Source organism: Pseudonocardia parietis (assembly GCF_017876315.1).
In the GTDB taxonomy this organism is placed as follows: domain Bacteria; phylum Actinomycetota; class Actinomycetes; order Mycobacteriales; family Pseudonocardiaceae; genus Pseudonocardia; species Pseudonocardia parietis.
Genome location: NZ_JAGINU010000001.1, coordinates 2167776 through 2187836, shown reverse-complemented (window position 1 = coordinate 2187836; position 20061 = coordinate 2167776). Strand labels below are relative to the sequence as shown.

The 20061-nt window shown below is 71.7% G+C and carries 20 protein-coding genes; 7 read left to right on the top strand and 13 right to left on the bottom strand.

The window, feature by feature from the left end; genetic code table 11:
- Positions 1-414 precede the first annotated feature (414 nt).
- Positions 415-1041, bottom strand: coding sequence for a mycothiol-dependent nitroreductase Rv2466c family protein (locus JOF36_RS10310; RefSeq protein WP_210026429.1), 627 nt, complete (start codon positions 1039-1041; stop codon positions 415-417).
- 105 nt (positions 1042-1146) lie between these two features.
- On the opposite strand from JOF36_RS10310, the gene pepN reads away from it, so the two are divergent.
- Positions 1147-3744: an aminopeptidase N gene (gene pepN / locus JOF36_RS10305; protein ID WP_210035351.1), complete on the top strand. Its 2598-nt coding sequence runs from the start codon at positions 1147-1149 to the stop codon at positions 3742-3744.
- Positions 3745-3839: 95 nt separating this feature from the next.
- Here pepN and JOF36_RS10300 read toward each other — a convergent pair whose 3' ends face one another.
- The 9 genes from JOF36_RS10300 to rfbB all read right to left on the bottom strand — a co-directional run bounded on the left by JOF36_RS10300 (position 3840) and on the right by rfbB (position 11993).
- Positions 3840-4112, bottom strand: a complete 273-nt coding sequence (locus JOF36_RS10300) for a hypothetical protein (protein ID WP_210026427.1) — start codon at positions 4110-4112, stop codon at positions 3840-3842.
- A 246-nt stretch (positions 4113-4358) separates the two neighbouring features.
- Positions 4359-5930: a sensor histidine kinase gene (locus JOF36_RS40825; protein ID WP_210026426.1), complete on the bottom strand. Its 1572-nt coding sequence runs from the start codon at positions 5928-5930 to the stop codon at positions 4359-4361.
- Between the two features lie 94 nt (positions 5931-6024).
- Positions 6025-6690 carry a response regulator transcription factor gene (locus JOF36_RS10290; RefSeq protein ID WP_210026424.1) on the bottom strand — a complete coding sequence of 222 codons (666 nt, stop codon included), beginning with the start codon at positions 6688-6690 and terminating at the stop codon, positions 6025-6027.
- 72 nt (positions 6691-6762) lie between these two features.
- On the bottom strand, positions 6763-7245 hold the full coding sequence (locus tag JOF36_RS10285; protein WP_210026422.1) for a DUF5130 family protein: 483 nt from the start codon (positions 7243-7245) through the stop codon (positions 6763-6765).
- On the bottom strand, positions 7232-7468 hold the full coding sequence (ctaJ, locus tag JOF36_RS10280; RefSeq protein WP_210026420.1) for an aa3-type cytochrome oxidase subunit CtaJ: 237 nt from the start codon (positions 7466-7468) through the stop codon (positions 7232-7234). Before ctaJ ends, JOF36_RS10285 begins: the two co-directional genes overlap by 14 nt.
- A gap of 11 nt (positions 7469-7479) precedes the next feature.
- The gene (locus JOF36_RS10275) at positions 7480-8925 is read right to left on the bottom strand and encodes a DUF2252 domain-containing protein (protein ID WP_307862301.1); all 1446 of its coding nucleotides are present in this window, start codon (positions 8923-8925) and stop codon (positions 7480-7482) included.
- Positions 8926-9069: 144 nt separating this feature from the next.
- Positions 9070-10410, bottom strand: coding sequence for a UDP-glucose dehydrogenase family protein (locus JOF36_RS10270; protein ID WP_210026418.1), 1341 nt, complete (start codon positions 10408-10410; stop codon positions 9070-9072).
- A gap of 9 nt (positions 10411-10419) precedes the next feature.
- Positions 10420-11025 (bottom strand): dTDP-4-dehydrorhamnose 3,5-epimerase family protein, encoded by a 606-nt coding sequence (locus JOF36_RS10265; RefSeq protein WP_210026416.1) that lies wholly within the window; start codon positions 11023-11025, stop codon positions 10420-10422.
- Positions 11022-11993 (bottom strand): dTDP-glucose 4,6-dehydratase, encoded by a 972-nt coding sequence (rfbB, locus tag JOF36_RS10260; RefSeq protein ID WP_210026414.1) that lies wholly within the window; start codon positions 11991-11993, stop codon positions 11022-11024. Before rfbB ends, JOF36_RS10265 begins: the two co-directional genes overlap by 4 nt.
- Positions 11994-12067: 74 nt before the next feature.
- Between rfbB and rfbD the strand changes: the two genes are divergently transcribed.
- Genes rfbD through JOF36_RS10240 form a run of 4 tightly spaced genes read left to right on the top strand, consistent with a single transcriptional unit; the run spans position 12068 to position 16517 of the window.
- Positions 12068-12901 carry a dTDP-4-dehydrorhamnose reductase gene (rfbD, locus tag JOF36_RS10255; RefSeq protein ID WP_210026412.1) on the top strand — a complete coding sequence of 278 codons (834 nt, stop codon included), beginning with the start codon at positions 12068-12070 and terminating at the stop codon, positions 12899-12901.
- Entirely contained in the window at positions 12898-13791 is an 894-nt protein-coding gene (gene rfbA, locus JOF36_RS10250; RefSeq protein WP_210026411.1) for a glucose-1-phosphate thymidylyltransferase RfbA, read from the top strand. Before rfbD ends, rfbA begins: the two co-directional genes overlap by 4 nt.
- Positions 13792-13804: 13 nt before the next feature.
- Positions 13805-15781, top strand: coding sequence for an alkaline phosphatase D family protein (locus tag JOF36_RS10245; RefSeq protein ID WP_210026410.1), 1977 nt, complete (start codon positions 13805-13807; stop codon positions 15779-15781).
- 55 nt (positions 15782-15836) lie between these two features.
- Positions 15837-16517, top strand: a complete 681-nt coding sequence (locus JOF36_RS10240; RefSeq protein WP_210026409.1) for a GOLPH3/VPS74 family protein — start codon at positions 15837-15839, stop codon at positions 16515-16517.
- Here JOF36_RS10240 and JOF36_RS10235 read toward each other — a convergent pair.
- Positions 16514-16780, bottom strand: coding sequence for a type II toxin-antitoxin system Phd/YefM family antitoxin (locus JOF36_RS10235; protein WP_210026408.1), 267 nt, complete (start codon positions 16778-16780; stop codon positions 16514-16516). The two genes, JOF36_RS10240 and JOF36_RS10235, sit on opposite strands and share 4 nt — an antisense overlap.
- A gap of 200 nt (positions 16781-16980) precedes the next feature.
- On the opposite strand from JOF36_RS10235, the gene JOF36_RS41355 reads away from it, so the two are divergent.
- Both JOF36_RS41355 and JOF36_RS10230 read left to right on the top strand, forming a co-directional pair.
- Positions 16981-17250: a GPP34 family phosphoprotein gene (locus JOF36_RS41355; protein WP_372447374.1), complete on the top strand. Its 270-nt coding sequence runs from the start codon at positions 16981-16983 to the stop codon at positions 17248-17250.
- On the top strand, positions 17247-18374 hold the full coding sequence (locus JOF36_RS10230) for a lipid II:glycine glycyltransferase FemX (RefSeq protein ID WP_307862300.1): 1128 nt from the start codon (positions 17247-17249) through the stop codon (positions 18372-18374). Before JOF36_RS41355 ends, JOF36_RS10230 begins: the two co-directional genes overlap by 4 nt.
- Positions 18375-18407: 33 nt before the next feature.
- Here JOF36_RS10230 and JOF36_RS10225 read toward each other — a convergent pair whose 3' ends face one another.
- Positions 18408-18923 carry a hypothetical protein gene (locus JOF36_RS10225; RefSeq protein ID WP_210026407.1) on the bottom strand — a complete coding sequence of 172 codons (516 nt, stop codon included), beginning with the start codon at positions 18921-18923 and terminating at the stop codon, positions 18408-18410.
- Between the two features lie 259 nt (positions 18924-19182).
- Positions 19183-20022 carry a polysaccharide deacetylase family protein gene (locus JOF36_RS10220; protein WP_210026406.1) on the bottom strand — a complete coding sequence of 280 codons (840 nt, stop codon included), beginning with the start codon at positions 20020-20022 and terminating at the stop codon, positions 19183-19185.
- Positions 20023-20061: the final 39 nt, after the last annotated feature.

Below are 20061 nucleotides of genomic sequence, written 5' to 3'. Positions count from 1 at the left end.
GGCCTCGGGTGAGGCGCCTTTCGAAGCCTCAGGTGGGGCGCCGGTCCAGGCATCGGGTGGACCGTCGACCCAGGCTCCGAATGAGGCACCGACCCAGGTCTCAGGCCGAAGGGCCGAGGGGCCGACCCAGGCATCGCACCCCGCGGGGCCGCGCACCAGGTGAAGCGCTGCGAGGTCGTCCGATGGGGTGCGACGCAGCGGGTCTACAGCACCAGGACGCCGGCCGGATCCGCCCGCGCGGGCGTGATCGGCGAGTCGTGCAGGATCGGTGTCAGATCTGGCACCGATCACACACGACTCGCTGATCACCGACCGCGCGCGCCCCACGAACCCGAGCTGCTCCCCATACCGACGTACACACGTAGCCGAGCCGGTAGCCCGACCACGCGCAGCCGGCAGCCGGTGGCCCTGGGATCAGTAGTCGAAGGACGGGTCCTCGGTCCGGGTCCGCTTCAGCTCGAAGAAGTGCGGGTTCTCGGCCATCAGCCGGGCGCCGTCGAACAGCCGGCCTGCCTCCTCGCCCTTCGGGACCCGGGAGATGACCGGGCCGAAGAAGGCGACGCCGTCGACGTGGACGGTCGGGGTCCCGACGTCGAGCCCGACCGGGTCCATGCCCTGGTGGTGGCTGGCCCGCAGCTTCTCGTCCCACTCGGTCGAGTGCGCGGCGCCGGCCAGCGACTCGGGGAGGTCGAGCTCCTTGAGCGCCCCCGCGACGACGTCGTCGAAGTCCTTGTTGGCCTGGTTGTGGATCCGCTCCCCGAGCGCGGTGTACAGCGGGCCGAGCACCTGCTCGCCGTGCTGCTCGGCCGCGGCGATGCACACCCGCACCGGGCCCCAGGCCTTGGTCATCATCTCGGCGTACTGCTCGGGCAGGTCCCGGCCCTCGTTCAGCACCGACAGGCTCATCACGTGCCAGGAGACGTCGACGTCGCGCACCTTCTCGACCTCCAGCACCCAGCGAGAGGTCAGCCAGGCCCACGGACACAGCGGGTCGAACCACACGTCGATGCGGGCACGGCCGTTACCAGCAGCAGTCGTCATGCCCGGCGCAACGACGGGTGACCGCCGGAGATTCCGCGGGCCCCGCCACGATGCACGTGATTGGATGCCGACGACCCCACCCTCGGAGAGGACAAGACCACCTCCATGACCCCGCCCAACCTGACCCGTGTCCAGGCCGAGGAGCGCGCGGCGCTGCTCGCCGTCTCGACCTACGACGTCACGATCGACCTGACCGACGGCGCCGGTGCTCCGTCCGAGCGGACCTTCGCCGTCACCACGACCGTGCGCTTCTCCGCGGCGGAGCCGGGCGGCAGCACCTGGATCGAGTGGGTCGGTGCGGGCATCACCTCGGCGACGCTCAACGGCACCGCACTCGATGCCGGCAGCTGGACCGAGGAGGACGGGCTGGCCCTGCCGGACCTCGCCGCCGACAACGAGCTGACGATCGTCGCGACCGGCCTCTACACCAACACCGGTGAAGGCCTGCACCGCTTCGTCGATCCCGTCGACGACGCCGTCTACCTCTACTCCCAGTTCGAGACGGCCGACTGCAAGCGGCTGTTCCCGTGCTTCGACCAGCCCGACCTCAAGGCCCGGTACACGATCACCGTGACCGCGCCGGAGGACTGGAAGGTCATCTCCAACGCCCCGGCCACCGTCGACAAGGGCGTGCACCGGTTCGAGCGGACCGAGATCCTCTCGACCTACCTGGTCGCGCTGATCGCCGGGCCGTACGCGAGCTGGCACGACACCTACCGCGACGAGCACGCCGAGATCCCGCTGGGCATCTACTGCCGCTCCTCGCTGGCCCCGCACATGGACCACGAGCGGATCTTCACCGAGACCCGGCAGGGCTTCGACTTCTACCACCGCAACTTCGGGGTCACCTACCCGTTCGGCAAGTACGACCAGCTGTTCGTCCCGGAGTTCAACGCGGGCGCGATGGAGAACGCCGGCGCGATCACGTTCCTGGAGGACTACGTCTTCCGGTCCCGGGTCACCCGCACGTCCTACGAGCGGCGCGCCGAGACGATCCTGCACGAGATGGCGCACATGTGGTTCGGCGATCTCGTGACCATGCGCTGGTGGGACGACCTGTGGCTCAACGAGTCGTTCGCGACCTGGGCCAGCGTGCTCTGCCAGGCCGAGGCCACCGAGTACACGAACGCCTGGACGACCTTCGCGAACCTGGAGAAGTCCTGGGCGTACCGGCAGGACCAGCTGCCCTCGACGCACCCGATCGCCGCGGACATCCCGGACCTGCAGGCCGTCGAGGTCAACTTCGACGGCATCACCTACGCCAAGGGCGCGTCGGTGCTCAAGCAGCTGGTCGCCTACGTCGGGCTGGAGCCGTTCCTGGCCGGGCTGCGCGACTACTTCGCGTCCCACGCCTGGGGCAACGCCACCTTCGACGACCTGCTGGGCGCGCTGGAGAAGGCATCCGGCCGGGACCTGTCCGACTGGGGCGCGCAGTGGCTGCGCACCACCGGCCTGAACCTGCTGCGTCCGTCGTTCCAGGTCGACGAGGCGGGCAAGTTCGTGTCGTTCGACGTCGTGCAGGGCGGTGCCCACCCGGGCGCCGGTGAGCTGCGCACGCACCGGATCGCCGTCGGCGTGTACGACGACGACCCGGCCTCGGGCCAACTCGTCCGGACCCACCGGGTGGAGCTGGACGTCTCCGGCGAGCGGACCCCGGTCCCGGAGCTGGTCGGGCTGCCCCGCGGCAAGCTGGTGCTGGTCAACGACGACGACCTCACCTACTGCGCGCTGCGTCTCGACCCGGGCTCGCTGGCCACCTTGGTGGACCGGATCGGCGACATCGCCGAGCCGCTGCCGCGGACGCTGTGCTGGTCGTCGGCGTGGGAGATGACCCGTGAGGCCGAGCTGAAGGCCCGCGACTTCGTCACGCTGGTCGCCGGCGGGTTCGACACCGAGTCCGAGATCGGGGTCGCGGCGCGGCTGCTGCTGCAGGCCCAGACGGCGACGGCGTCGTACTGCACCCCGGAGTGGGCCGCCGAGCGCGGCTGGCCGCTGCTGACCGACGCGATGCGGTTCCGGCTGGACACCGCACCCGCCGGGTCGGACGTGCAGCTGGCCGTGGTCAACGCGCTGGCCGCGTCGGTGCTGCCGGACGTCACCCTCGAGGCGTTCAAGGGCTGGTTGCTCGACGTCACGGTCCCGGACGGGCTGACCGTCGACACCGACCTGCGCTGGCGACTGCTGCACGCGCTGGTCGCGCACGGCGCAGCGGGCGAGACCGAGATCATCGAGGAGGAGCAGCGCGACCCGACCTCGACCGGCGCCCGGCAGGCCGAGCGGGCCCGCGCGCTGATCCCGGCCGCCGAGGCCAAGGAGCGGGCCTGGCAGCGTGCCGTGCACGACGACAGCCTGCCGAACGCGATCAACGAGGCCGCCATCGCCGGGTTCTCGCACCCCGCGCAGCGCCACCTGCTCGACGGCTACGTCGAGCGGTACTTCGCCGAGATCGACGGCGTGTGGGCGCGGCGGACCTCGGAGCTGGCGCAGAACGTCGTGGTCGGGCTGTTCCCGTCCTGGGCGGTGCGCCGGGAGACCGTCGACGCCGCCGACGCCTGGCTGGCCGGGGACTCCAAGCCGGCCGCGCTGCGCCGGCTGGTCTCGGAGGGCCGGGCCGGCATCGTCCGGGCGCTGGCCGCCCGGGAGTTCGACGGCCTGCCGACACCGAGCACGCCGGGCGAGGCGACCGCCGTCGAGCAGCCGTAGCGCCCCGAGCACGGCCGAGGGCCCCGGGAACGAACTCCCGGGGCCCTCGGCGTAGGTGTTGTCGTCAGCTCAGATGTTCGCTCCGCAAGCTCCGCTCAGCGGCGGCGGAACAGCCTGGCCAGCGGGTTGCGGGAGCGCTCGGCGTCGGCCGGCCGGAACGAGCCGCACGCGCGCGAGCCGCACGAACCGCAGTCGCTACCGGGCCGGTAGTGCTCGTGCACGTCCTCCTCGTGCCCGCAGGCACAGAGCCGCAGCGCCGGGTCCGCCGCCGGCGGCGGGGCGACCGGCTCGGCCGGGGTCCGCTGCTGCGGGATCTGCGGGGTGGCCGTGGGTTCGACGGCGGGCAGTCCGGTCGGCGGTGTGAGCACCGCGGCAGAGGGGGTCGAGGGGTACGACGCAGTCCGGCGTCCGTGCGGACCCGGACCGGCTGCACCGTTGTGCGGATGCGCCATGGTGACCTCCTTCGTACGGACGGCGGCCCGACGTCGTCGGCGCGGACCATGCCGTCGCGGCACCCAGTATGCGAGCGTCGCGGGCTCCGCGGAAGTCACAGCGTGCGAACGACGTCGCCCTCGGTACCGAAGCCGCTGGTCACAGCGGATCGCCACACCCGATCAGGTGACAGCCGGAAGCGTGAGCACGGCCACACATCCTCGCGGATCGTGCGCCGTCCGGAGGACGAGCTCGCCACCGTGCTCCTGGACCAGCTGCGCACTGATGTGCAGGCCGAGCCCGGAGCCTCCGGCGGCCTCGTCGTGCACGCCGCGGGTGATGGCCAGCGTCTCTTGGCCGCCGGGCAGGCCGGGCCCGGAGTCGCGGATCTCGACGACGACGTACCCCGGGGCGTCCGCGGTGCGCCCCCGGACCTCCACCGGTGCGCCGGGCGCGTGCCGCTCACAGTTGGCGAGCAGGTTGGTGACGACCTGGCGGGTCACCGTCTCCGGGGCCGCCACGACCGGGAGACCGTCCTCGACGTCGAGGGTGATCGGCTGCCCGTCGCGGAGGCTGACCAGCTGGCGCAGCACGGCCTCGACCCGGTGCGCGTGGCCGTTCCCGGCCCGCGGGACCGGCCCGGACGGCGCGAACTCCGGCCCCAGATCGAGCAGCTCGGCGTCCCGTTCGTCGACCAACGGGTCGGGGGTGTCGTCGGCGGCGGAGTCGGGACACGGGGCCAGGACCGGGTTCTCGAGCATCTCGCGCAGCCGGCCGAGCTCGGTCAGCACGGAGTCGCGCAGCTGGCCGGTCCGCTCGTCACCGCTGTCGTGCGAGAGCAGGTAGGCCGCGCCGGCGAGACCGGCGAGGCCGTTGCGCAGCTCGTGGTCGCGCTCCGCGGCCTGACCCGCGGCCCGTTCCAGCAGCCGGGTCGCGTCGCCGACGGTCTCCATCAGCCGGTCGTAGTCGTCCTGCAGGTCGCTCACCGCACGCAGCGCGATCGTCAGCAGGGCGGAGAGCACCACCGCCATCCCGAGGATCCGCAGCGACGGGTACACCAGCCCGGCCACCGGCTCGCCCGGGACGACGGCGCGGTACAGCTGGGACACCGCGATCGTCAGCAGGCCGAGGCCGACCCGGGACCGCACCCGGCTCTGCCTGCGGTACCCGTCGAGCAGGAACAGCAACGCGACGATCGCCCAGCCCGCCTGGACGAGGACCGACGACAGCGGGCTCTGCGCCAGCACGACGGTGACGGCGTTCTCCCCCTGGCTCGCCACCGCAGCCCCGACCGCGAGCGCGACCGCGAACAGCGCCCAGCCGCCCCAGGCGCCCAGCCGGGGCGGCGGGCGCAGCGCGGCGATCAGGATGCACATCCCGACCGCGAGCATCGCCAGCACCGCCAGCCGCGCCACTCCGCCGGGCCGGGCCTGGATCACCAGTGCCGACAGGGGGAGCACGATCACGCCGTAGAGCAGCAGTGCCGCCCCGAACCAGGACGGCCGCGGGTCCCCGGTGAGCCGGCCGGTGACCAGGGCGACGATCGCGGCGGCGGAGCCCACCGCGGCCGCGACCAGGGTCAGGATCGAGGTCGCGGCGGTGACGTCGATCCGGCCGGCGACGACGGCGGGCCGGGTGACCGCGACGACGAGCACACACAGGGTGACGACCACCAGGACGTCCGCCAGGTGCCCGGCGACGAACCGCGCACGGCGGTGCCGGCCGAGGACACCACTGAAACTACCGGCGGCCACGCTGATCCTCCGAATCCCTCACGGTGACGAACACCGCATCATAGGTCGAAGGAAACACCTGTTGGGAGAGGGCGGGAGTCAGCGGTTCCGCAGGTCAGATACCGGCAGCCTTCCGGTAGAGCGCTACCGCTTCGAGCTGGGAGCCGACCTCGAGCTTGGTCAGGACCGCCCGGATCTGTGTCCGGACCGTCGCGAGCGACACGACGAAGTGATCGGCGACGGCATGGGCACGCTTTCCCCCGGCCAGCAGCGCGAGCACCTCACGCTCGCGCTGGGTGAGCTTGCCGATCCTGGCGTGCAGGTCACGGCGCTCGCGGTCGCGGTCGAGGTACAGCTTGATGAACTGCTCACGGCGGCCCGGAGGCATCACCGAGCGTCCGGCCCTGGCCTCGCGGATCGCGTTGAGCAGGGCGGGGAACGGGGCGTGCTTGGGGACGAACACGAACCCGCCCGCCTCCAGCGCGGCGCCGACCCGGCCGGCGTCGGAACTCCCGGAGAGGATCACGACCCGCCAGCCGAGCTCGACCAGCGGGGCGACGAGCCGGGCACCGTCGATCCGGTTGCCGTCCGGGTCCCGGCCGAGATCCAGGTCCAGGACGATCAGGCCGGGGACGCCCCGGCGGGCGTGCTCGAGCACACCCGCCGCGGAACGGACCGGCGCGAAGGTCGCGTCCTCACCCTCGGCGCGCAGGTTGAGCGCGAGCGCGGAACCGACCAGCTCGTGGTCGTCGACGATCAGGATCGGGCTGGCGGCGCCCATCAGGGAACCGCCCTCGCGGAACGCGACATGGGCACACCTTAGAGGCGTACGCCCGTTCGCGGCGCACCTCGCTCAGGAACGGCTGCCCGCCTGGTCTGCCAGCATCCGCAGACCTGAGAGGAGCCCGGCGAACAGGTCCCCCTCCTTGAACGACGCGACCATGCTCATCAGCGCGAGCTTCGCGCCCCGGTCCGGGAGGCGGACCTTCGCCTCGGACCCGGTCACGATCTCCAGCAGCCGCTGCTCGGGGCTGACGGCGACGAGGACGGCCTCGTCGTAGCCCTCGATCCGGCTGTGCAGGTCGACGGCCGTCTTCCGGGCGTCGGCACCCAGGTCGCCCAGGTACAGGGCGAACCGCAGGCCGGTCTCGCGGCTGGTGAGGGTCAGCGCGTCGTCCAGCCGGGTGAGCTGCACCGGGGTGAACGGCTGGTCGGAGGCCTTGGGCTCCTGGAACTCCTCGGCCACCGACAGGCGGCCGGAGCTCGTTACGACCGAGCCCTCGGGCAGCTCGTCCTCGTTGCCCTGGAAAACGGCGACACCGCTACCACTTGCCACCGGTACCTCCTCGTGCGTCACTGCCGTCGGCCGACGCGTGCGCTGCGGGGTGCGCGGCGCCGGCCGGGTTGGCGATCCAGAACAGGGGCTCGTACGGCCACGGGTCACCCGCGTTGTAGCGGGGGCGGCCGCTCCGGTTGCGCATCGCGATCACGATCCAGATCGCGAAGTACAGAACCACCGGCGCGACCACGAAGACCAACAGGGTTTCGACGACGGTCACGGGCCCAGAACCTAGCCGATGGCTCCGCCGGGCACCTGCTCAGGTGTCCGATCCGACAGCCGCCCGGACCGGATCGCCCGCAGCAGGGCGTCGTGATCGGCTTCGGTCTGGTCGGCGTAGGCGCGGGCGAAGGTGCACAGGGCGTCGGACACCTTGCCGCCCTTGCCCAGGTAACCGGCGATCATGGAGGCGCCGGAGGTGCGGGCGTGGCCCTTGGCGAGCAGCTTGCCGCAGATGTCGGCGTAGTCGGCCAGGGCGGGGGCGTCCAGCTTGTCGGGCACGATCGCGCCCTTCATGTCGCGGAACTGACGTACGTAGAACTGTTGGGCACCGCACTGGCGTCCACTGATCGTCGTCCAGCCGAGCAGCGGGTCGGAGACGGTCTGCAGCGCCTGCTGGTACTCGACGACGCGCTGTCCCTGGTGGGCGTGCCAGGCCTCGTCACCGTGCACGTACGGCGCGACGACGGACCGGCGTGCCTGCTTGAGCTGCAGGAACAGCACGTCGTCCGGGCTGGATCCCTCGCACAGCACGAGGTAGGCGCGCAGCCCGACCGAGCCGACGCCGACGACCTTGTGGGCCACATCGGTGGCGTGGTAGCCGCCGAGGATCCGCGCCCAGTGCGTCGGCAGCGTGGCGAGGTAGTCGTCGAGCGCGGCGACGATGCGCTCGGTGCGCTCGTCGTCGGGGTGGGTGATCAGCGGCGGCTCGGTGACGATCCGGCGCTCGCCACCCTCGTCGGTGACGAACCGCGGCAGCGCCCGGTCCGAGGTGCGCCTGCGGGCCCGCTCGGCGGCCTTGTCGATGGCCCGGCGAGCGGTCTTGTGGTCGGCGTCCCCGCGCAGCGACTCGACGTCCATGACGTCGAACGAGCGGGCGAGCAGCGGCTGCTCGGCCAGCGTGCGCAGGTGCTCGGCGTAGGCGTGCACGCAGCGGGCGACGGCCTCCTCGCACCGCCGCTCGGACGCACCGGAGTCCCGGCCGGCGACCCAGGTGGAGGCGACGAGCCGGCGCAGGTCCCACTCCCAGGCGCCGGGGTGGGCTTCGTCGAAGTCGTTGAGGTCGAAGACGAGCTCGCGCTCGGGCGATGCGTAGAAGCCGAAGTTGCCGAGGTGTGCGTCGCCGCAGATCACCGGGCGGATCCCGCTCGCGGGCAGCACGGCGAAGTCGGCGGCGTGCAGGGCCGCGGCCCCGCGCAGGAACGCGTGCGGTGAGGTGCTCATCCGCTGGATCCGCAGCGGAACGAGCTCGCTCACCCGCCCGGCGTTGGTCTCCTCGACCAGCCCGACCGGGTCGACCCGGCGCAGCGCCGACGACCACGACGCGAGCGTCGACCGGGGCGCGGTGCTCCGCAGGGCCTTGCCGATCCGGTAGCGCTCCTCGCGCGGGGTGGAGCGCCGGTGCATCGAACCGAAGGATTCCCGGTCCGAACCGGAGAGCACGGGATGAGAGGTCACCTGCAAGTGATACCGCCGCGTACCGCCGCCCGCGACTCGCGGCCCCGGCTCCCGCGAGGGGCACCTGAGCGCTGTCCGATCATGAGAGGACAGCGCTGCCGTACCCCTGGTGGGACGCGTCGCCGTGGCGAGCAGCGGAACGGCTCAGACGTTCCGGCGCCCCAGCGCGCGGTAGGTCCACCCGGCGGCCTCCCAGGTCTCCCGGTCGAGGGCGTTGCGCCCGTCGAGCACCCGCCGGGTCCGCACGAGCGCCCCGAACGTCGCCGGGTCGAGCTCCTTGTACTGCTTCCACTCGGTCAGCAGCAGCACGGCGTCGGCGTTCTCGGCGGCCTCCTCGGGCGTCCCGACGAAGTCGAGCTGGGGCCAGTGCCTGCGCACGTTCGCCCCGGCCTCCGGGTCGGTCACCCGCACGTTCGCCCCCTGCAGCTGCAGCTGCGCGGCCACGTTGAGGGCCGGGGAGTCCCGGATGTCGTCGGAGTTCGGCTTGAACGCCGCGCCCAGCACCGCGATCCGCTTGCCGAGCAGCGAGTCGTCGCACACCTGCCGGGCGAGCTCCACCATCCGGATCCGCCGCCGCATGTTGATGTTGTCGACCTCGCGCAGGAAGGTCAGCGCCTGGTCCGCGCCCAGCTCGCCGGCCCGGGCCATGAAGGCGCGGATGTCCTTGGGCAGGCAGCCGCCGCCGAAACCGAGGCCCGCGTTGAGGAACTTGCGGCCGATCCGGTCGTCGTGCCCGATGGCGTCGGCGAGCTGCTTGACGTCCGCGCCGGTCGCCTCGCACAGCTCGGCCATCGCGTTGATGAACGAGATCTTGGTGGCGAGGAACGAGTTCGCCGCGGTCTTGACCATCTCCGCGGTCGCGTAGTCGGTGACGACCTTCGGGGTGTCCGTCGCGACGATCGAGGCGTACACCCGGTCCAGCAGTGCCTCCGCGTCCGGGCCGGTCGCGTCGTCGGCGACGCCGTAGACGATCCGGTCCGGGTGCAGGGTGTCCTGCACGGCGAACCCTTCCCGCAGGAACTCCGGGTTCCAGGCCAGGCCGGCGTCGGGCACCCGCTCGGCGACGAGCGCGGCCAATCGCGCGGCCGTCCCCACCGGGACGGTCGACTTGCCCGCCACCAGCTCGCCGGGCCCCAGCACGTCCAGCAACGACGCCGTCGCCGCCTCCACGTAGCTCAGGTCGGCCGCGTACTCACCGCGCCGCTGGGGGGTGCCGACGCAGAGGAAGTGCACCGCGGCGCCCTTCGCCGCCCGCATGTCCGGCGAGAACGTCAGCCGCCCGGACTCCAGCGAGCGTGCCAGGAGCTCCTCGAACCCCGGCTCGAAGAACGGCACCCGCCCGGCCGCGAGGGCCTCGGCCTTGTCGACGTCGACCTCGATGCCGACCACCTCGTGGCCGAGCTCGGCCATCGACGCCGCGTGCACCGCACCGAGGTAGCCGCAGCCGATGACCGAGATCTTCAACGGCTGGTTGCTCTCCGACATGGGCGGAGACTAACGGCCCGCCCGGAGCTGCTCGTAACGGGCGTCGCACAGTTTGCGTGTGGGCAACATCCCGCTGACCAGGGCGTGCTGCAGGGTCACCGCGTCACGGTCCTTGTCGGACAGGACGGGTTCGAGGTCATCGGCCCACGGGAGGGCGAGGTCGGGATCGAGCGGGGTGATGCCGTGCTCGGCCGCCGGGTCGTAGGAGGCCGAGCACAGGTAGTCGACCGTCGTATCGTCGGCCAGCGCCTGGAAGGCGTGCCCGAGCCCCTCGGCCAGGTAGACCGCCTTCGGCTGTTCGGAGTCCAGGTCGACGACCTCGTAGCTGCCGAACGTCGCCGACCCGACCCGCAGGTCCACGATCACGTCCCGGACGGCGCCCGCGGCCACGTGCAGGTACTTGGCCTGCCCGGGCGGCACGTCCGCGAAGTGCAGCCCCCGGATCACCCCGCGCCGGCTCACCGACCGGTTGGACTGGGCGACGTGCAGGTCGAACCCGAGTGCCTCGCGGAACGCCGAGCCCTGGAACGGCGCGGTGAACGACCCGCGGTGGTCGGGGAACGTCGTGGGCTCGAACAGCCAGGCCCCGTCGATGCCCAGTTCGGTCACCTTCACCGGTTCACCGCCTCCCACCAGGAACGGTTGTCGCGGTACCAGGCGACGGTGCCGGCCAGGCCGCGGTCGAACGGCACGCGGGGCTCGTACCCCAGCTCGTCGCGGATCTTCGACCAGTCCACCGAGTAGCGACGGTCGTGGCCCTTGCGGTCCGGCACCCGCTCGATCATCTCCTCGCCCGCCCCGACCGCGGCCAGCAGCCGTCCGGTGAGCTCGAGGTTGGTCAGCTCGGTGCCGCCACCGATGTTGTAGATCTCGCCGGCGCGACCCTTCTGGGCCGCCAGGGCGATGCCGCGGCAGTGGTCGTCGACGTGCAGCCAGTCCCGGACGTTGCCGCCGTCGCCGTAGAGCGGCACCGTCCGCCCGTCGAGCAGGCGGGTGACGAACAGCGGGATCACCTTCTCCGGGAACTGGTGCGGCCCGTAGTTGTTCGAGCAGCGGGTGATCACCACGTCGAGCCCGTGCGTGCGGTGGTAGGAGCGGGCGAGCAGGTCGGACCCGGCCTTCGCGGCGCTGTAGGGCGAGTTCGGTTCCAACGGATGGTCCTCGGGCCACGACCCGTGCTCGATCGAGCCGTACACCTCGTCGGTGGAGACGTGCACGAACCGGCCGACGCCGAGGTCGAGCGCGGCTTGGAGCAGCACCTGGGTGCCCGTCACGTTCGTCGTCACGAAGTCCGCCGCGCCGGATATCGAGCGGTCCACGTGGGTCTCGGCCGCGCAGTGCACCACCAGGTCGGCCCCGGCCAGCACCTCGCCGACCCGCTGCGGGTCCCGGATGTCACCGCGCTCGACCCGCAGCCGCGGATCGTCGCGCACGGGGTCCAGGTTCTCGATGCGCCCGGCATAGGTGAAGGCGTCCAGCACGACGACCTCGGCCCCGGCGAGCCCCGGATAGCCGTCGGCCAGCACCGTCCGCACGAAGTGCGAGCCGATGAACCCGGCTCCCCCGGTCACCACAACCCGCACAGGCCCTCCCCGCTCGTCGTCCGGCCCGGTCAGCGTGTCAGAGTCGCCGCGTCGGACGGCGAGGAGGTGGGCACGTGCGCGCGTGTGTGCTGGGTGCGAACGGGCAGCTCGGCCGGGCGCTCGCGGCGGCGCTGCCCGACGCCGTGGCGCTGGGACGGGACGGCCTGGACATCGGCGACGCCGACGCCGTCGCCGCGTACGACTTCTCCGGCGTCGACGTGGTGTTCAACGCCGCCGCGCACACCGCCGTCGACCGGGCGGAGGCCGAGCCCGCGGCGGCATGGCGGACCAACGCGCTCGGCCCCGCGCACCTCGCCGCGGCCGCCGCCCGGCACGGCTTCACGCTGGTCCACGTCTCCACCGAGTACGTCTTCGACGGCACCACGCCGGGCCCGATGCCGGAGGACACCCCGCTCGCACCGCTCGGCGTGTACGGCGCCTCGAAGGCGGCCGGTGAGCTGGCGGTACGGGCGGCCCCGCGGCACGTGATCGCCCGCACCAGCTGGGTGGTGGGCGACGGTGCCAACTTCGTCGCGACGATGACCCGGCTGGCCCGCGAGGGCGTCTCCCCCACCGTCGTCGACGACCAGATCGGCCGGCCGACGTTCGCCTCCGACCTCGCCGCCGCGCTGATCGCCCTGGCCGGGCGGGAGCACGGCACCTACCACGTGACGAACGACGGCGAACCGGTCAGCTGGCACGGCCTGGCACGCGAGGTGTTCGCCCGCTGCGGCCGCTCCCCCGGCGACGTCCGGCCGGTGACGACCGCGCAGTACACGGTGGACAAGCCCGGGATGGCACGGCGGCCGGCGAACTCCGTTCTGGATCTGAGCCTGCTGATCCGGGCGGACGTGGCGATGCCACCGTGGCGGGACTCCCTCGACATCCACATGGGACTGAACGCGTGAAGGGCATCGTCCTCGCCGGCGGTACCGGCAGCAGGTTGTTCCCGCTGACCAGGGCCGTGTCGAAGCAGCTGCTGCCGGTCTACGACAAGCCGATGATCTACCACCCGCTGACCACGCTCATGCTGGCCGGCATCCGCGAGATCCTGCTGATCTCCACCCCGCACGACCTGCCCGGCTTCCAGCGCCTGCTCGGCGACGGCTCCGAGCTCGGCCTGACGATCACCTACGCGATCCAGGAGCACCCCAGGGGCCTCGCCGAGGCGTTCGTCATCGGCGCCGACCACGTCCGCGGTGGCCCGTCGGCGCTCGTGCTGGGCGACAACATCTTCCACGGCGCCGGGTTCGGCGACCTGCTCCGCCGCCGGGCCGCCCAGGTCGGCTCCGGTGAGGCCGGCTGCGTGCTGTTCGGCTACCCCGTCCGCGATCCCGAGCGCTACGGCGTCGGCGAGGCCGGGCCCGACGGCACGCTGCTGTCCATCGAGGAGAAGCCCGCACATCCCCGTTCGGACCGCGCGATCACCGGCCTCTACCTCTACGACGCCGAGGTCGTCGACATCGCCGCCTCGATCACCCCGTCCGCCCGCGGCGAGCTCGAGATCACCGACGTCAACCGCGCCTACCTCGAACGCGGCCGCGCCCACCTGCAGGACCTCGGCCGCGGCTTCGCGTGGCTCGACACCGGAACCCACGAGTCCCTGATGGAGGCCGGGCAGTACGTCCGGGTCCTGGAGAACCGCCAGGGCGTGCGGATCGCCTGCCTCGAGGAGGTCGCCCTGCGGATGGGGTTCATCGACGCCGACGCCTGCCACGCGCTCGGGGTCCGGCAGGCGGGGTCGGGGTACGGCGAGTACGTCATGCAGGTGGCCGAGCAGTTCCGCCGCCCGGCCTGACAGGGTGGGGGCCGTGACCGGGCCTACCGCGCAGCGCTTCCAGCACGCCCTGTTCCGGCTCGGTCAGTGGTTGCTCGGTCACCGCGGCGGCCCCGAGGGTGACATCGAGCCCGGACTGTCCGTGGTGGAGAAGGACGCCGGCGTACGGCAGGTCCGGCTGTGGATCGGGACGCTGGTGCACGACTGCGACGCCGAGACGGTGGACGCCACGGTGACCGTCACCGGCCCGGCCGGCGACGCACGCGTCACGACGACGCTGCTGCGGTTCGGCTTCGACAGCGAGCGGGCCGTCTCCGGCTGGAAGCCGGACACCCGGTTCTTCCACGGCCACGTCGTCGTCGATCACCTGGAGCCGGACGCGTGGGGCGAGGCGACCGTCGAGCTCGCCCCGGTGCCGGGGCTGCGCGAGGAGCACCGCCGCGGGTCCTGCCGGGTGCGGACACTGCCGCCACGGATCGACGTCGGCGGCTCGCTCACCGCGCTCGTCGGGTCCTGTTACGACGCCGACACCGACACCACGAACGCCCTCGACGCCGCGTTCCGGCACCTGCGCGACCACGTCGCCGCCCCGGACCTCACGCTGCTCACCGGCGACCAGGTCTATGCCGACGCGCCCGCGAAGTTCTACGGCACCATGGCCCGCAGCACGCCGCGCACGTACGGGCTGCTCGAGTACTGGACGTCGTGGGGCATGCAACGCTACGGCGAGCACCGCCATCTCGGGATGCGCGAGCTGATGGGCCACGGCCCGCACTGGTTCCTGCCCGACGACCACGAGTTCTGGAACGGCTGGCCGCACGCCTCGGTGACGGCGCGGCACTCCTACGCCAACATCGGCCGGGCCGGTCGCGGCGAGCTGCGCCGCCGGCTCGCCGCGCTGCGCCACCGGGCCGGAACGGAGATTCCGTACCCGGCCGACCCGGGCCCGCCGCCGTCCGACCCGCTGGTGCAGAACTACCACCCGCCGCACCCCGACGAGTGGGACGCCTGGGGCCGCAGCGCGTTCGACCTGTTCGGCTCGTTCCAGACGCCGAGCGTCCGGGACCGCGACACCGGCCGGATCACCCGCGGTGAGCTCGACGACGACCCGGCCGCGGATCCGCTCCGGCCGCCGCGGCACGGCCCGCGCGGCGAGGTGCACCGGCCGCTGAACCAGCTGGTGCAGCGGATCGACCTCGACGAGGTACAGATCGCCCTGCTCGACACCCGCACCCGGCGCACCCGGCGGACCGACGATCACCGGTACTCGGCGTTCGTCGACGACGAGCAGCTCGACCGGGTGCTCGCCATCGCCGCCGAGGCCCCGATCCTGGTGCTGGTCAGTCCACAGCCGCTGCTCGTGCCCCCGTACCGGACGCGGTTGCGCGACCGCCCGCTCGGCGCCCGGGTGGAGCGGGCACTCGACCTGCAGATCGCCGACTATCCCGACCAGTACGCCCGGTTCTGGGACGGCCTCGTCGCGGCGCGGGACGGCCGCCCGACCGTCACCGTCGGCGGTGACATCCACAGCAGCTACATCGGACACTCCCCGGAGCTGCCGCTGCTGGAGGTCGTGTCGTCGCCGATGTCGCTGGTCGCGGGCTCGACCCTGACCGAGACGCTGTTCGCCGCGCCGGCCCGCCTGCTGCGCGCGCTGTCCGGCGGCTCGGCGATCCGCGACCCGTACGCACCGGGCGCGCCGCTGGCCCGGATCGGCGACCTGCGTAGCCGCGCCGCTGTCGGTGACGCCGATGATGTCGGTGACGCCGGTGACGCCGGTGATGTCGCGGTGTCGCTGGCCGGACTCGGCCGCGGCAGCCCCGAGGGGCTCGGACACTTCACCCTGACCCACCCCGAGGAGCACCGGTTCGTGCTCACCGCGGCACTGCACCTGCGCGCGTCGCTCGCGGCCGGGCACACCGGCGGGACCCGCGAGGTGACCGTCGAGCTGCGCACCGACCGGCGCGGCCCGGACGCGATGGGCCCTCCGGAGGTCACCCCGCAGGCGTAGATCTCGTTCGCCGGTAGGAGGTGCGCAGGCCGGCACCCGGCTAGGTTCTTCCGGTATGCGAGATCTGCTGCTCAGCGAGGAACTGCTGCTCATCGGGCTGCACGACGAGACCGGCAAGACCGACGGCTGGTTCCAGCCGACCACGCTGCACGGTGCGCTGATCTGCGACCTCATCGAGCGGGGCGCGGTCACCGTCGACGAGAAGAAAAAGGTGCATCCCGCGGAGCAGCCACCGGATCACCCCGCGCTGCGGCAGGTCTGGGAGACGATCACCGCGGACACCAAGCCGCGCAACGTCTCGCACTGGACGAGCATGCTGCCCTGGAAGCACACGAAGCCCGCCGAGCTCGTCGCCGAGCGGCTGATCGACGACGGTGTCCTCACCCGGGAGGAGGGCAAGGTCCTCGGCATCTTCCGCACCACCCGGCTGCCCGCGACCGACCCGGCCCCCGAGCGCGCACTGCGGGAACGGCTGCGCGGTGTGCTCGTCACCGGGATCGAGCCGTCCGCGCACGACGCCCTGCTGGTCACGCTGTTGAACGCGACGTCGCAGGTGAAGGCGGCGCTGTCCGGCGTGGACTCCGAGCAGCGGAAGGCGGGGACCAAGCGCGCTGCGGCGATCGCGAAGGGGCTCAAGGACAACCCCGTCGTGAAGGCGCAGTACGACGCCGCGATGGCGGCGGCAGTGACGACGGTCCTCGGTACCACCGTGATCGTGACGTCGGGGACGGGCTAAGTGCTCAGGTCGATGACGTCCGTTCCGAACAGCTCATCGTCCTGTGCTCGATCCTGATACCACTGCTCGACATCCAGCGGGGGGAGTTGACGGAAGCGGTCCCGTGCCTCGCGCAGTGTTGTGGGACGACGCCTGCCCTGCGGCCGGAGCTCGGCGACCGGCCGACCGTCCCGGGTCACGACGAAGCTCTCCCCGGCCTCGACCCGGCGCAGAATTTCGCCGTCATCGTCGCGCAGCTGATGCTGACTGATGGTCTCGGCCATACCGGCGAGGATATCCGGTTCCGGCCCGGACGTTACGTTCCGAGCGATCTCCGTCAGCCGAAGGCCATTCCTGGCTCCCGCAGCGCATCGATCAACCGCCCCGGCGGCACGTCACGTCGCCGTCAGTGAGCGCCTCGTCCTTCTCGACATCCCGGGGCAGCACCGCACTCTCGGCCACGCCATAGGTGTCGTAAACCTGAGTGAGTCCATCGAGGGTGTACGCGGCCTTCAGGTCGTGCGTGACGGTGGCAGTTAGACACCGGCCTCGGCTTGGTCCCGACCACGTAGTCGGCCACCCCGCCAGCCGGGTCCCTGGCGTCTTCCGCACCACCCGGCTGCCCGCAGCCGACCCGGCCTCCGAGCGCACACTTCGGGAACGGCTGCGCGGCGTGCTCGTCACCGGGATCGAGCCGTCCGCGCACGACACCCTGAGTAACAGGCGCTCCGGTCTTTCCGAGGCCTTCACGTGACCTCAGAAACGGGTTCGCCGAAGTCGATCATTGAACTGCGCTCACCGAACGGTGACGAACTCACCGAGTGGGATGATCTGGTCGGCCGGCTCGACGGCGGTGACACGGTGCAGAAGTCGGGTTGGGCCGAGTTGCGCTCTGCAGCCGGCTTCGACGCACGATATCTCTTACTCAGATCCGGCGACAGAATGGTCGGCGGAGCGCAGGTGCTCGTCCGCCGCGTCCCGCTGGTCGGCACGGTCGGCTACATCTCCAACGGCCCCTTGCTGGATGAAGCTCAGGCGGATCGCGGAGCAGCACTCCAGAGCGTTTGCGATCGACTGGTCGACCTGGCCAGGAGCGACTTCGCGGTACTGCTGATCCAGCCACCCGACGGCCGGGACGACGTCAGCGACGAGTTGCTCCGGCGCGGCTTTCGCCCCTCGGAGGCCGGCATCGCGCCGGCGAGGACGTTGCGGCTCGCCCTCGACCGCCCGGAGGATGAGATCCGGGCCGGTTTCAGCAAGCGTCTACGACGGTGGACCGGCCAGTGGGAGCGTCGCGGTGTCACCGTCCGATCCGCGACCGACGATGACCTGTCCACAGTCGCCCGGCTGCTGGGCGAGACAGCACGGTTCCACGGTTTCGAATCGTTCCCGGAATCCTATCTGCGCACGATGCACCGCATCTTCGCCTCGCGCGGCGAGGTCCAGATCCTGCTCGGCGAGGTGGCCGGTGAGCCGGTCGTATGCGAGGTGCTGACCGGCTGCGCCGGTGTCGTGCGCTCCCGCCTCGTCGGAACAGACCGCTCGACGGAGTGGGAGCACCTCAACGTGTCCGGCGCGGTGCAGTGGGACGCCATCCGATGGGCCCGCCACGCGGGGTACAGGTGGTTCGACTTCGGGGGCATCGGCGCGGAATCGGCGAGGAGGCTTGCGGCCGGTCCCCCGATGAGCACCGAGGGTCTCCCCGGGCCCGACCAGTTCAAGATCCGGTTCGGAGGCCGCCTGCACACCTACCCACAGGCCGTCGAGTGGTTCCGCTCCCCGGCCCTGCGCGCAGCATACGATCTCGGGCGCCGATCCGAGCGCGGGCGACGCATGCTTGGTACCGTCCGCAACCACCTGCGCCACACGGCGATCTGATCCGCTCCCGCGGTCACGTCACGTCACGTCACGTCACCAGTGCGTCCAGGCAGCCCCGTCGAGTGCTCGCCCGACCCGGCCGATATATCCGAGCGCATCTGGATCCCGCAACTCGCCGGAGAAGTGCCATCCGACGCATCCCCACAGGTCACCCTTGGCCTCGGGGCCGAGGTAGGTCACCCAGCCTTCGTAGCATCCTCGTACCGCGCCCAGCGCGTAGTCGACGTTGAACGCGGTGCTCTCTGCGGCCAGTGGGTACGAACCCGGTCGATAGAGGTGCTTCACCTGCATGATCCCGAAGCTGGTCGCGCACGGCGGGTCGTCTCCCGGGACGCAGTCCTCCGCATCGGAGGAGACATCCCCGGTCGTTGCCTGCCGCCAGTCGCTCTCCGCGTCCGCCATGGCCCGGACGAGGTCGGGCGGAAGCCCCCACTTGCAGGCCCCCCATTGCAAGATCTGGCCGGTGCTCCCGGCATAGTCGCCGTCGATCCGCGCAACGATCTCCCGATTGAACTCGGGTGCATAGCCGTGGGGCGTCCAGTCCGGCACCCGGACCCCTCCACCCGTCTGAGCATTCTGCTCGGAGTTCTCGGGCCGCACCTCCCGTGTTCCTCCGATCGAGGCGGCGCACTCGGCTCCCGTCGGCAGTACCGTTCCAGGTACGAGGGCATCGGCCGACACCTGGGGCGCCGGCTCCACCGGAGCTCCGGGCGACCCGGCCACCTGTACCACCGCCACGCCGATGGCCGCCGCGGCCAGCAGGCCGAGGACAACCGTCGTAGTCCTGCGCCGTACCCGAGGAGCGGGCTCACCGCCCACGGTCCCGACCCATCCCAGCACTGGTCGCCCGGCACATGGTCTCGACCTGATCACGGACCAGGTGCCGCACCCGCCACGCACGGCCTCCGAGCAGCGAGGCGACGGCGTACGCCGGCGTCAGCTTGAAACGGAAGGATGCCCGCGAGTCGTTCCCATCGACACAGATGCGCCATCGGGCATGGCTTCCGTGTTCGCGGGCGACCGCGAACGACACCGCGTATCCCGCCTCCGCCACCGCTCGTCGAGTCAAGGGATCGTGGGTTCCGTACGGGTAGGCGAACGCCCGCGCCCGTACCCCGGTCAGGCGCTCGAGATCGAGGCGGGCATCCGCTGTGTGGAGCCGTAGGTCGGAAGGCCCGAGCGACACCATGCGAGTGTGGTCGAACCCGTGCACGCCGAGCTCCATCCCGGTGGCGGGCAGTCGGCGCAGCTGGTCGGCGGTCGCGATCTGTTCCCGCGCATAGTCCTCCGACCAGCGCACGGTGCTCCCGATCAGACCGGCGGGTACGAACAGCACCGAGGGGATCCCGAAGCTCGCGAGAATCGGAGCGGCCAGGTCAACGGCCGACCGGTGAGCGTCGTCGATCGTGAGCAGGAAGCTCTTGCGGGGGAGTCGGACCCTGCCGGACCACCACCCGAGGTAGGCGTCCAGGTCGACAGGCCGCCACCCGGAGCGGAGAAGTGACCCGAGCTGGGTTCGGAAGTTCTCACCAGTGACGAACAGGTGCTCGGGATCACGACCGGACAGCGGCTCACCGAAGAAGTGGTACATGAGGACCCTGGGTGATGTGAGTGCCCGCCACGGATTCGTCTCCTCCACCTGGATCATCCGCCCTCGAACCTCCTCATCGCGCCACCAGATCTCGAA

What these genes read in the sequence shown, in the direction of transcription:
- pepN (WP_210035351.1), top strand. Translation starts at nt 1,147, where the DNA reads ATGACCCCGCCCAACCTGACCCGTGTCCAGGCCGAGGAGCGCGCGGCG.
- JOF36_RS10290 (WP_210026424.1), bottom strand. Translation starts at nt 6,690, where the DNA reads ATGGGCGCCGCCAGCCCGATCCTGATCGTCGACGACCACGAGCTGGTC.
- JOF36_RS10270 (WP_210026418.1), bottom strand. Translation starts at nt 10,410, where the DNA reads ATGTCGGAGAGCAACCAGCCGTTGAAGATCTCGGTCATCGGCTGCGGC.
- JOF36_RS10235 (WP_210026408.1), bottom strand. Translation starts at nt 16,780, where the DNA reads ATGGCCGAGACCATCAGTCAGCATCAGCTGCGCGACGATGACGGCGAA.
- JOF36_RS10220 (WP_210026406.1), bottom strand. Translation starts at nt 20,022, where the DNA reads ATGATCCAGGTGGAGGAGACGAATCCGTGGCGGGCACTCACATCACCC.
- JOF36_RS10240 (WP_210026409.1), top strand. Translation starts at nt 15,837, where the DNA reads ATGCGAGATCTGCTGCTCAGCGAGGAACTGCTGCTCATCGGGCTGCAC.
- JOF36_RS10310 (WP_210026429.1), bottom strand. Translation starts at nt 1,041, where the DNA reads ATGACGACTGCTGCTGGTAACGGCCGTGCCCGCATCGACGTGTGGTTC.